Annotated in this window: 10 protein-coding genes; 9 read left to right on the top strand and 1 reads right to left on the bottom strand. The window is 60.8% G+C overall.

What is annotated here, in order from left to right; all coding sequences use genetic code 11:
* Positions 1 to 9 precede the first annotated feature (9 nt).
* Positions 10 to 3,495, bottom strand: a complete 3,486-nt coding sequence (locus AACH73_RS15920; protein WP_338735845.1) for a tetratricopeptide repeat protein — start codon at positions 3,493 to 3,495, stop codon at positions 10 to 12.
* A gap of 186 nt (positions 3,496 to 3,681) precedes the next feature.
* Here AACH73_RS15920 and flbT point away from each other — a divergent pair, with 186 nt between their 5' ends.
* The 9 genes from flbT (at position 3,682) to AACH73_RS15875 (ending at position 12,323) form a co-directional block, all read left to right on the top strand.
* Positions 3,682 to 4,107, top strand: coding sequence for a flagellar biosynthesis repressor FlbT (flbT, locus tag AACH73_RS15915; RefSeq protein WP_272741927.1), 426 nt, complete (start codon positions 3,682 to 3,684; stop codon positions 4,105 to 4,107).
* Positions 4,067 to 4,477: a flagellar biosynthesis regulator FlaF gene (gene flaF, locus AACH73_RS15910; RefSeq protein WP_272741928.1), complete on the top strand. Its 411-nt coding sequence runs from the start codon at positions 4,067 to 4,069 to the stop codon at positions 4,475 to 4,477. The genes flbT and flaF overlap by 41 nt, the downstream gene beginning before the upstream one ends.
* 226 nt (positions 4,478 to 4,703) lie before the next feature.
* A complete protein-coding gene (locus AACH73_RS15905; protein WP_272741929.1) occupies positions 4,704 to 5,534 on the top strand; it encodes a flagellin in 831 nt (276 codons plus the stop codon).
* Between the two features lie 286 nt (positions 5,535 to 5,820).
* Positions 5,821 to 6,639 (top strand): flagellin, encoded by an 819-nt coding sequence (locus AACH73_RS15900; RefSeq protein WP_338735844.1) that lies wholly within the window; start codon positions 5,821 to 5,823, stop codon positions 6,637 to 6,639.
* 121 nt (positions 6,640 to 6,760) lie between these two features.
* Positions 6,761 to 7,090, top strand: a complete 330-nt coding sequence (locus tag AACH73_RS15895) for a flagellar protein FlaG (RefSeq protein WP_272741931.1) — start codon at positions 6,761 to 6,763, stop codon at positions 7,088 to 7,090.
* A 138-nt stretch (positions 7,091 to 7,228) separates the two neighbouring features.
* Positions 7,229 to 8,062 carry a flagellin gene (locus tag AACH73_RS15890; protein ID WP_272741932.1) on the top strand — a complete coding sequence of 278 codons (834 nt, stop codon included), beginning with the start codon at positions 7,229 to 7,231 and terminating at the stop codon, positions 8,060 to 8,062.
* Positions 8,063 to 8,266: 204 nt separating this feature from the next.
* On the top strand, positions 8,267 to 11,170 hold the full coding sequence (locus AACH73_RS15885) for a transcriptional regulator (protein WP_338735843.1): 2,904 nt from the start codon (positions 8,267 to 8,269) through the stop codon (positions 11,168 to 11,170).
* 43 nt (positions 11,171 to 11,213) lie between these two features.
* Positions 11,214 to 11,864, top strand: a complete 651-nt coding sequence (locus tag AACH73_RS15880; protein WP_272741934.1) for a hypothetical protein — start codon at positions 11,214 to 11,216, stop codon at positions 11,862 to 11,864.
* A gap of 9 nt (positions 11,865 to 11,873) precedes the next feature.
* Positions 11,874 to 12,323, top strand: a complete 450-nt coding sequence (locus tag AACH73_RS15875) for a hypothetical protein (RefSeq protein ID WP_272741935.1) — start codon at positions 11,874 to 11,876, stop codon at positions 12,321 to 12,323.
* Positions 12,324 to 12,347 lie beyond the last annotated feature (24 nt).

The following is a 12,347-nucleotide window of genomic DNA, read 5'->3' as shown; positions in this document are numbered from 1 at the left end:
CCGCCTTTTTTATTTCAGCCCCTCGATGACCCGCGCCACCACCGGGCCCCACTCACCGTCTTCGGCAACGAAGGTGCGGGCATTGGCGTACCACGGATACTGCTCGCTCCCCAGCGTCGTCCAGGAACCGGGCGTCAGAAGCAGCCAGGTCGCGGCCCCCGTCGCTGCGGCAATCTGGGTCGAGGCGTTGGCGGGACCGATGACGACGTCCAGCGCGGCGCACAGGGCGCTCAGTTCGCCGAGATCGTTTTGCAGGTCGATGGTCGGCGTGAAGAAGGTCGCGCCTTGCGCCCTGGCGGCGATCTGCTCGCTGACCGTCTCGCCATATTGCAGATTGACGAAGACCGTGTCCTTTTGCGCCAGAAGCGGGGCGAAGGCCTCAAAAGCCGGGTAGAGCCGCTGGCGACGGGAATCGCTGATCAGGCTCTTCCACAACAGACCGACCTTGCGCCCGGCCCCCTGTCTGGCCAGCTCGCTTTTCCAGAAGGCGACGCGCGCCGGGTCCGGCGTGAGCAGGGGCGTCTTGTGCGCGAAGGCGGCGATATGGCTGCGCAACAAAGGCAGGAAGTCGCCGAGCAGCGCCCAGCCGTCCACACTGTCGCCGGAGAGGCCCGGTACGCTGCGGCTGATCCGACCGTCGCGCGTCTCGGTATGGTGCGGCAGGACGCGCGCCTTGGGGAAGGCACGGGCAAACAGCGGCACAAGGCGCTTTTCGACGGCCAGAGTCAAAACCCCGTCCGCCAGCCGCTCGATGATATCCGGCAGCAGGGTGCCCAGCATGACCTCGTCGCCCAGACCCTGTTCGGCCACCACAAGCAGGCGTTTTCCGGCAATCTCTTCCGGCTTGAGCCGTGAGGCTGGCACATCGAAATGCACCTCTTTCGGCGTGCCGGTCATGTGGCGTGCGGCATAGGCCGCCCACCCCGCCTTGAGGTTGCCGAGCGCCAGTTGCGCATAGGCCAGCATCAGCTCGGCCGAGCGCAGATTGGTCGGTTCCGAGAAGCGATCGAGGCAAAGCTCCAGCTCCGGAATGGCCTCGGCCACCCGACCCGTCTCCATCCACAGGCAGGCGCGGTTGAAGCGCGCTGGCAGGCAGTTGTCGAGCGTCACCGCCTCGTTGAAAAAGATCAGCGCGGTCTCGGCGTCGCCCTGCGCCATCAGGACCGTCCCCAGCGTGTCCCACAGGGCGCTTTGTTGCGGATAGTCGGTCAGATAGGCCTGAAGCAGGGTGATGGCCTGTTCGAACTTGCCCTGTTCGCGCAGGGCCGCCGCGTAATAGTTGACCGCCAGCAGATGGCCGGGATCGCGCTGCACAATCAGGCCGTAGAAGCGCTCAGCCATGTCGTAGAGACCCATGCGGAAGGCCAGTTGCGCCAGATCAGCAGCGATCTCCAGCGAGTCGGGCTGATGGGTCAGGGCCTTCTGATAGGCGTCCAGCGCTTCCGGTACGCGGTCCTGCCGGTCGAGCGCGGTGGCCAGCGCCTGCCACGCCCCCGTATGGTCGGGGGCCTGCCGGATCAGGGCGCGGGCCTGATGTTCGGCCTCGTCCCAGTCGCGCATGAGCAGGGCCCGCTCAACCGTCTGAAATTGTCGCCGAATATCGTCGGGGGACGGCGGGCTGACCACGGCGGCAACTTCGTGAATCAGGGCCTGACGCATAGCCTCCAGTCCGGGGCCCCACTCTCCGGCGGTCGGGGTCACAAACATGCGGGCGCTGCCGTACCACGGGTAATGGTCCGTGCCCATCATGGTCCAGGCATGGGGCGGGGCGATGATCCAGATGTCCGTCCCGACGGCGGCGGCGATATTGCTGGTGGCGTTCGACGGCCCCATGATCAGATCCATGGCGGCGCACAGGGCCGCCAGATCGTCCAGATCCTGTTTCAGGTCGATGCCCGGCGGGTTCCAGATGCTCAGGCCCTCGCGTTCGGCCTGACGCAGCTCTTCGCTGACGTCGCCGTACTGAAGGTTGACGAAGTGCACGCCCGGCGTGCGCAGGATGGCCCCCCAGCTTTCGAACGGCGAATAGTAGCGGTCGCGTCGTGAATGCTGCACAAGGCTTTTCCACAAAAGCCCCACCTTGGGCTTAGGCCCCAGCTTGTCCAGCTCGGCCTTCCAGTAGGCGACCCGCTGTGGATCGGGGGTGAGAAAGTGCGTCTGGCGCGGGAAGGCGGCGGCGTCTTGCCGGTAGCGCGGCAGCAGATCGCCCAACATGATGAAGCCGTCATAGTGGCGCGTGCTGTCCATTTGCGGATAGTGGCGCACCATAATTCCATTGACCTTGCCGGTGCCGTGATAGGTGACGTGCACCTGCGGAAAGGTGCGGGCAAACAGGGGCATAAGCCGTCTTTCGACCCCGATCGTCAGGTGGCCGTCCGGCCCCAGCTCGGCCAGAAGGTCAGGGAGCAGGGTGCCGAACAGGATTTCATCACCCAGCCCCTGTTCCATGGTCACGAAGACCGACTTGCCCGTCAGGGGCTGGCTCAGATCCAGCGCCGGTATATCGGTGACGTACTTCATGCCTTCAAGGCTGTGCAGCGACTTGCGCGCGGCGTAGTAGTGATAGCCGCGCATCAGGTCGCCCTTGACGAAGTAGCAGAAGGCCAGTGCCAGTTCTGCGGCTTCAATCTGCGTAGGGGAGGTCATGCGCCGGATGGCGTTCTCAAGACTGTCTATCGCTGCATCCATTTCGCCCAGGGCGCTGAGAACCAGACCGCGGTTGTGCCAGGGCTTGGGGTCGTTGGGAACGAACTTTACCGCCTCATCAAAGAACAGCAGGGCCGTGGCCAGATCGCCCTTGGCATTCACGATGGTCCCCAGCGTGTTCCACAGGGCGCCATTGGCCGGGTTCTTCTCCAGAAAAGGCGTCAGAAGCGCGATGGCCTCGTCAAAGCGGCTGACTTCGCGCAGGCAAGAGGCATAGTTGTTGGCGACTTCGGCATCGTCGGGGGTCTTTTCGAGTACGTAGCGAAACAGTTTTTCGGCCTGCTCGTGCATGTCGAGATGGTAGGCGAGGCGACCGAGGTCGTTGGCGATCCCCGTATTGTCCTCTTCGAGTTGCAGGGCGGCCTCGAAGCAGGTGAAGGCACTTTTGATGTCGCCGGCCTTTTCCCGGCAGACGGCCAGAATGTGCCAGGCGGTGCCGCATTTCTCGTTGATGCGCAGCGCTTCGAGCGTCTTTTGCGTCGCTGTCTCATAGTCCGACTTCTGCACAAGGACCAGCGCGTCCTTCAGGAGGGTCAGCAGACGCACTTCGGTGATGTAGCGGGTGGCCTCCATCAGGGCGTCGAGGGCTGCCGAGGAGCCGGAGTCGCCCAGAAGGGTCGAGGCAATGTCGGCCAGCGCGTCCTTGCCGGGCGTCGCGGCGGCGTTCATGGCGATGGCGCTGACCGTGTCGGGCGTCGCCAGCACCCTCGCCGCGAGCAGGTCGGCGGCATCAGCCGACGGAGGGGTGTCCCCGGCCCTGGTTTTGATCGGCCATGTTTTTTTCGGCATGATACTCTCCGCGCCATCCCCCCTTACCGCGCATTTCATCGAAGGTGGGGACAGATGGTCCTGAACATGCGATCTTATCCGATGATTCGATTAAGATCAGGATAGCGTTGCGTCCGGCATATTTGCGGACGCGCGAAACCGGATGTTAACTGTGCGAAGCCTAAGCTGCTGGCCAAAAGGATTGACATGCCCCTTAAACTGTCGCTCAAGCCGGGTGAAAAATTTGTCCTCAACGGTGCTGTTGTGCAAAACGGCGACCGTCGGTGTTCGCTCGTGCTTCAGAACAAGGCTTCGGTTCTGCGTGAAAAAGACATCATGCAGGTCAGCGAGGTCACGTCTCCGTCCCGACACATCTACTTCCCGGTGATGATGATGTACCTCGACGAAGCGGGGGCAGAGAAATACTACGACGAATTCCTGACGCGCATGACAGAGTTCATGAGCGTTATCGCCAATCCGACCATTCTGGCGGAATGTGTGGTGATTTCCAAATCCATCATGGGTCGTGAATATTACAAGGCTCTGATGGGGTGCCGTAAGCTTATCGAGTACGAAGACGAAAGACTGGGACATGTCTCTACAAGCCTATCAGAAGACGGCTCAGCGGAATGAAGATCCGCGTCAGACGGAGTATCGTCTGTTCGGTCAGGTTACCCGCGCCCTGATGGAGGCGGCTGAGCTCGACAGGAGCGAGGTCGCCCGGCGTATGGACGCGCTCGACTGGAACCGTCGCCTGTGGTCGGTGCTGGGGACGGACTGCGCCCTGCCCGGGAACGGTTTGCCGGATGCGCTGCGCGCGCAGATCATCTCGCTGTCGATCTGGGTCAACCGGCACACCTCTGCGGTGATGCGCGGTCAGGAAGAGATCACGCCCCTGATTGAGGTCAACCGTCTGATCATGCAGGGGCTGATGCCGCGCCAGGATCAGGCCCCGGCGGCCGAGAGCGCCTTTGTGGGCACGGTGCGCGCGTCTCTGGGTTAAAAATTCACCCTGTTGCAGATTTTGCCGGGCAGGGCCGGTCGGGAAGGGCGGGGGTCAATGATTCCTGCCTTTTTCAATTTAAAAATATTCTTTAAAAACAATGCTAAAAATATTTAATGTGACCTTACTGACTGGCATTTCCATTGCTAGGTGACGGGTAGGCCAAAATGGCTTTGCGGCAAAAATGCCGATCAAATCCCCGACCAGAATGGAAAGGACGCTGTCGATGCCGAATATGTCGATCAATACCAATGCGGGTGCGATGATCGCCCTGCAGAACCTGAACAAAACCAACAACGAACTGCAAACGACGCAAACCCGCATCAATACTGGGTTGAAGGTTGCGGGCGCCAAGGATAACGGGGCGGTTTACGCCATCGCTAGCCGCCAGCGCGCAGACGTGGCTTCTCTCGGTGCGGTGACGGACTCGCTTGATCGGGCTAAATCGGCTGTCGATGTAGCTCTGTCAGCGGGCGAAGGCATTGCGGATATGCTGACGCAAATGAAGGAGAAGGCTCTCGCGGCTTCGGATACATCGCTGACGACGGTGAGTCGTCAGGCGCTGAACGAAGACTTCAAGGCGCTTCGCGACCAGATTACGAAGACGGTGAACAATGCGACGTTCAACGGGGTCAATCTGATCAAGAACGGGGCGCTGGCTCTGGCACCTCTGGCCAATGCGGACGGCTCCTCGCAGCTGACCATTGCGGCGCAGGACCTGAGCCTCACCGGGAGCACGATCACGCTTTCGGCGGGTTCGACCTTCACATCGGCGGCGCAGGCTAAGACCATAGCCGACGCGGTGGATGTGTCGATTGCCAACGTCTCTGCGGCCCTCGGCCGACTGGGGACGTCGTCGAAATCGCTCGAAAGCCATGCGCGGTTTGTCTCGAAGTTGGTTGACTCGATGGAGGCGGGGATTGGCAACCTTGTGGATGCTGATCTGGCCAAGGAAAGTGCGAAGTTGCAGGCCCTGCAGACCAAGCAGCAGCTCGGTGTTCAGGCCCTGTCGATCGCCAATCAGGCCCCGGGTATTGTAACCCGGCTGTTCCAGTAGCGTTCGTAAAAAGCCGGAGTTGCGGATCCAGACGGGTCCGGCTCCGGCTTCTTTTTTGCCTGCGGCCGGGGTGGAAAAAAGTGCCGGGTAGGCAAAAAGTGCCGAAATCCGGCAAAATCTGCCGGGCGCGGGGTGTGGTTAAGGCATGTATAACGCTTATATTTCAATTATTTGGGTGTTTTTTCCGTAAGCGGAGCGTTGGCCCGCCACTTGCAGCCAACAGGTCAGGCAAAATGCCGCCGGACGACAAAATGTCTCCGGTTCATCTAGAAGAAGGACTAGACCCATGGCGCTGAACAGCGTGAATACCAACAGCGGAGCTATGATTGCTCTGCAAAACCTGAACAAGACGAACTCTGACCTGCAAATTACCCAAACCCGCATCAACACGGGTCTGAAGGTGGCTTCGGCCAAGGACAATGGCGCCGTTTTCGCCATCGCTCAAGGCCAGCGCGCTGAAGTTTCCTCTCTGAATGCGGTTCAGGAATCGCTTTCCCGCAACCAATCGGTCGTGGACGTGGCGATCTCGGCGGGTGAATCCGTCTCTGACATGCTCACCCAGCTGAAAGAAAAGGCTCTGGCGGCCTCGGACGCCAGCCTGAGCACGGCCAGCCGTACCGCTCTGAACGAAGATTTCAAGGCGATCCGCGATCAGATCGGCAAGACGGTTGCCAACGCGACCTTCAACGGCATCAACATCATCAAGAATGGCGGCACGGCGCTCTCCGCTCTGGCTAACGCTTCGGGCGGCACGCTCACCGTGGCGGCTCAGGATCTGTCTCTGACGGGTCTGAGCATCAACGCGACGACGATCGGCACCAAGGCGACGGCTTCGGCCGCGGTCTCGACGCTCGCCACCAAGATTGATGACGTGTCGGCCAAGCTGGCCAAGCTCGGCACCTCGTCCAAGTCGCTGGCCAACCACGCCAAGTTCATCAGCAAGCTGTCCGACTCCATCGAAAACGGGATCGGCAACCTTGTGGATGCCGACCTGGCGAAGGAAAGCGCGAAGCTGCAGGCCCTGCAAACCAAGCAACAGCTTGGCGTCCAGGCCCTGTCGATTGCGAACCAGTCCACATCGACGGTTCTGAGCCTGTTCCGCTAAGGAATGACGGGGGCGGCGTTTCGGCGTCCGCCCCCCTTTTTCTCTGATCCATCGTCCGGCTCGGCGTAAGGATCATTAACAGAGGGCGTACCGGCGTAAGGCGCCGGGCGTAATACAGGAGATGATTACGAATGTTGTAAACCAGCCCGCCGTCCCCGACCCCACGCAGATCAAACCTGTGGAGCCGGTACAGCCTGTACAGGAAGTCGCTGCGGCCTCTTCCGGCAGTCAGACGGAGAACGGTCTGTCGAATCACGATCGGGCGCAATCACAGCCAGCCTATATGCTGAAGCTGACGATAGATAAGGACCCCGACAGCGGTGAATTCATCTATCGCGCTATTGATCGCTATACGGGCGAAGTGGTCCGTCAGTTTCCGCAAAAGGAACTGGTCGAGATGCGCAAGTCCATAAGTTACAAGGCGGGAAGCATCGTCAGAACCGATATCTGACGTCCTTTTTCCGGTCGTAAGTCTGTGTTGTTTACCGCGTACCTGTGAGGGACGCGGATAAAGCCGTTTGCATGAATTAACCTTTTGGTTACCATGTTCGTTAAGACTTCTGAGTCGTAGCGTATATGGAGAATCCTCATGCCGACGGTAAGCGTCAATACCAACAAAACTGCCATGACGGCGTTGCAGAACCTGAACGCAACGACTCGTAAGCTGGAATCGACGCAAACCAAGATTTCGACAGGCCTTGAGGTTTCCAGCGCCAAGGACAATGCGGCGCTCTATTCCATCGCTCAGGGGCAACGCGCCGATCTCAGCTCGCTGAGCGCGGTGAAAAACTCGCTCAATCGCGCCACTTCGGTCGCGGATGTAACCTTGGCCGCTGGGGAATCGGTATCCGACCTACTGGTGCAGATGCGCGACAAGGTGGTGTCGGCGATGGACCCGTCGCTGTCAACGGCGTCGCGCAACGCGCTTAACGGCGACTTCCGCGAACTGCTGCGTCAGATCAGCCACGCCGTGGCCAATGCCTCGTTCGACGGTACCAACCTGCTGAACGGCAGCCTGACCAACGGCATCAAATTCATCGACAATGCGGACGGCAGTTCGGTCGTTACCCTGTCGTCGCGTAACTTCAGCCTCGGTGGCAGCATCATCACCCTGTCTTCCGTGGCCAACGTCCTGTCCATTACGGTAGCCACCTCGGCCCTGGCCAAGCTGGACACCTCAATCCAGAACGTCAATGCCAGCTTGGCCTCGCTCGGCTCGGAAGCCAAGCAGATCGAAGGCCGCCAGAGCTTCGTCGCCAAGCTGTCGGGGGCTATCGAAGTCGGTATCGGCAACCTGGTGGACGCCGATCTGGCCAAGGAAAGCGCCCGTTTGCAGGCCCTTCAGGTGCAGCAGCAACTGGGCACGCAGGCCCTGTCGATTGCGAACCAGTCGCCACAGGCCATCCTGCGTCTCTTCCAGTAGGCGACCGCTCCCTGACGCTACATGAAACCCGCCGGCGACGGCGGGTTTTTTGGGTTAGAGCGGATGTCGTTCGGATTGAGCGGTTTGTTTTGTCGCGCATTTGATTCCGTTTCGGAAGGCGCTCTAAAAACCCTGCTTTTGAGCGCGGGTTAACGCTTCTTAAGGTTTGATCGGCGATAATGGGGTCGCAATGGAACCGGTGGCATGACCCTATCGTTCGATACCAGCCTGCTGACGAGTTATTTCAACTCGAAAGTTCGCGCCTCGGCGGGGACGTCGAATACGCCTGCGCCGACGACGGCGACCAGCCCCACCGGGACTACGCGCGCCCCCACCGCCCCGTGGGAAAAGGGCGGCACGCCCGACGACACGCTGGTCAAGAACATACTGGCGGGCAAAAGTTTTATCCGCGAATCGGCCGTCACTCTCGATCTGGCCGGCGCTTCGGCGGACTATAAGAAGCTCTACACCCTCTACACCGGACTGAATTCCCTGCGCGCCGTAGCGGCCAAGGCGCAGTCCATAATGACGGGGGCCAATGCCGACTCGATAACCAACAAGACGGAACTGAACAGCCTGCGTCGGCGCTTCGATTCGGGTCTTACCGAGGTCAGCGGATACGTTAAGGATGCCGAGTACGAGCATCTGGACCTGATTCAGGGCGCCATTACCGATAAGCTGAAATCGACCGTCGGCGTGCCGCGCACCAACACCACCTATCTGGCCAAGGATATTCATTCGGGCACCGCGACCAGCGAGGTCGAGGCCTTAAAGGGGGCCGTGGTCTTCGATATTGCGGTCAAAAAGACCGGCACCGCCACGCCCATCAACGTCCATATCGACCTGTCGGAAATGGGCGGCGATACGCGCTCCATGTCGAACGTCGTCACCTATATCAACGGCAAGCTGAAGGAGGCTGGTCTTTCGACCAAGTTTGCCGTGCAGCGCACACCGGGGACGGACAAGACCGTTGAGACCAACGGCAAGACGGTCAAGGTCGGCACCAATCCCGATACCTTTTCCCTGAAGATTCAGGGCGACTCCACCGAGGCCCTGAGCTTTACGGCGGCTTCCACCGGCGATTCCGTCTTCGTCGTGCAGAAGACCGGCGACACCGACAAGACGACGAAATACAATAAAGAAACCAAGAAGTTCGAAACCGTCACCCCCAAGCAGACCACGGGCCTCGTCAAGTTCAACACGGATGGCGATACGGTCTCGGCCCCCGGCGACACCTTCTGGACCGCAGGGCGCAGCGTTCAGAACGATCTGGAAGGCTCGATCAAGACCGTCCATCAGAGTGTGTCGGGTCCGGATGGCTCGGTCTATGTGCTGGCCGATGTGGACGGTACGGTCGATGGGCAGACCATCAAGGGCACGCAGGATGTGGCCCTGATCAAGTACGATTCCGCCGGGCATGTCGTCTATACGCGCACGCTGGGCGCGGCCGATACCGCGACGGGCTATGCGCTGAGCGTCGGCTCTGACGGCAAGGTGGCGATTGCCGGGTCCGTGACCGGCACGCTTTCGACCGTCACGACCAAGACCTCAACCTACACGGTGGGGGACAAAACCTTTTCGACGACCAGCACCACAGAGGATACCGGCACGTCCGGTACCAACAAGACGGTGGCCGACAGCTTTGTGACCGTCTTCGATGCCGCGGGTCAGGAAATGTGGACCAAGCGCTTCGGCTCCAACGAAGAGGACACGGCGCTGGCCGTATCGTTCGGCGCAGACGGTTCGGTGCAGGTGGCGGGCAAGACGCGCGGCGTTATGCAGGGCGGTGTCGGTTCGGCCGGCGGCTTTGACGCCTATGTGCGCAGCTTCGACCCTACGGGCAAGGTGACGGCGACGGTGCAATATGGCACTTCGGGCACCGATCAGGCCAATGCGGTGGCGGTGGACGGCAATACGCTGTACGTCGCCGGTGTCGAAGACAGCAATATCGTCCTGCGCGCCTATGACATAACCAATCCGGCCAAGCCGACCTTAAGCGGCACACGCACTCTGGGCGGCATCGGCGGAGGGCAGATCGGGGCCATCGACGTTTATAATGGCAAGGTCTATGTCGGCGGTTCGACCGGCAATGACAGCATACTGGGCGGCGGGTCCGGCAGCACGGCCTTCCACGGACATTCCGACGGCTTCGCGGCCACCGTATCGACCGATTTCAACTCCACCGCCGGCGACAAGGTCGTCTATTACGGCGGCGCGGGCGAAGAAAAGAACGTCCGGGTGCAGTTCACTGACGGCAAGGTCTATTTTGCCGGACAGACCGAAGGCGAGATCGCCGGCACGACTAAAATCGGCGAGGCCGACGCCTATATCGCCCGCATGGACGTTGACAGCGGCACGTTGGAATGGAGCCAGCGCTACTCCGGCAAGGATGGCGAGGTCGATCCGCAGTCCATCGCCGTGACCAGTGGCGGGGCCTCTGTGCTGGATAAGCTCGGCCTGCCCAAGGGGTCGATCGAATACAAGGACTCCACACTTCTGACCTCTGCCACGTCGGCGCGGGCAGGGGACTCGTTTTACCTGCGCGATTCCAGCGGTTCGCAGAAGAAGATCCTCATCGAAGCCAATGAAACCCTCGATACCCTGGCCAAGAAGATCCAGCGTGCCGCCGGTTTCAAGCTGAAGGTGAGCGTGGCCAAGGTGGCGGGCAAGCCTGAGTCGCAACTGATCATCGAGCCGCAAAACAAGTCGAGCCAGATGGAAATCGTCAAAGGCCCGGCGGGTAAGGACGCTCTGGAGGGGCTGGGTCTGACCGAAGGTCTGGTCCGTTCGGAACCGGATAAACCCTCGGCTTCCGCGTCAGCCTCGGCGTCGAAAAAGGCGGCGGCGGATACCGAAAAACTCTTCGGTCTGAAGTTCAATGCCGATGTGAACCTCAATTCGGAAGAGAGCATCGCGGCGGCGATCAAGACGCTGGACGACGCCCTGAAGAATGTGCGTTCGGCCTATCGCTACCTGCGCTACGGCGAAGATACGACGTCGTCGGACGATAGCAAGAAGAAGGCCACGTCCTCCGGTTCGACCGCCTACTGGAATGCCCAGGCTTCCAACTATTCCGCTGCGCTCTCCCGCTTGACAGGCGGCGCATAAACAGGCCTTTAGGGGGTGTTACTCACCTCCGAGGGGATGGATTATGGCGCTGAATCGAAAGCAGACGATCTGGCTGGCGGGCGCGGGCGGGGCCCTGCTGCTGGCGGTGCTGATCGGATGGGCGATTTCCAGTTCGCAAAAAGAAACGCCGCGCATGAATACCGAGGGTCCGGGCCTTGTCCTCGACATCGACGACGCGCCGACCCTTGATGCCAAGAAGACGCTGCGCTGTTTCGTCAATGGCGAATTTGTGGGGCAACTCACCATTGCGGACTGCGCCAAAAAGAACGGTGTGGCCGCCAATGCCCTGGATGTCGGTGTCGATGAAAGCGGTGAAATGACGGCCGCCCCGACCGCCTCTCTGGCACCGCCGCCGGTCATTTCGGCCGATAAGGTCGCGCCTGTGGTGGTCGAGTCCGGGGAGCCGGTGGCCGCAACCGCCCCGACCACCGGCCCGGCGGGGGCCTGCCTGCGCTTTGCCGGCAACGAGTGGACGCGCCTGTCGGACGGTATTTCGCTCAATGCCTGCGCCACCCTGCTGTTTGACGGCCGCTGCGAGCGTCCGGGCTCGGCGTCCTATGGTCGCTGGGGGTCTCAAACCCTGCGCCTGGTGCCCAAGCGCGTGGAAATCTCCGACGATAACAAGACCTTCCGTACCCTGCTCGAACAGGGTCAGGGCTGTTCGGTCAAGTAGGAGCCATCAATGACGACGAAACCTGTTCTGTGGCTTGTCGCGGGCGTGGCCTGTGTGGCTCTGGCGGGCTGTGAAAAGCCCGCCGTCGAAGCACCTGACGCGCCGAACGTGTGCTTCCATATCGGCTTTCCCAAGGATCAGCCGCCGAAGTTCAACATCATCAAAAAGGACGTGCCGTCGCTCGAATATTGCGCGGCGCATCTGGATGCCCTGCGTATCAAGTTCCTCAGCATGGGCTCGCCGCGCAAGGAGATTGTCGGGGCCTATAATGGCACCTTCCTGTGGTCCACGCCGCGCGGTATCCGCATCTCGCGTCACTTCGAAGGTCCGGCCATGCCCTTCCTGACCAAGGCCCCGGACGGGCGTCTGGTCATCCCCAGTGCTTTCGAAGTGCCGCGCGACCGTAACTTCTCCGAACCGCAGACCCTGCCCGACAACCTGCCCGAAAAAAAGAAATAGACACGGGTTCGTCTGCGGCGCGAA

The sequence above is a fragment of the Asticcacaulis sp. DW145 genome, from assembly GCF_037101385.1.
Lineage (GTDB): Bacteria > Pseudomonadota > Alphaproteobacteria > Caulobacterales > Caulobacteraceae > Asticcacaulis > Asticcacaulis currens.
The sequence above is the reverse complement of the archived record's forward strand: the minus strand, read 5'-3'. Positions and strand labels throughout refer to the sequence as shown.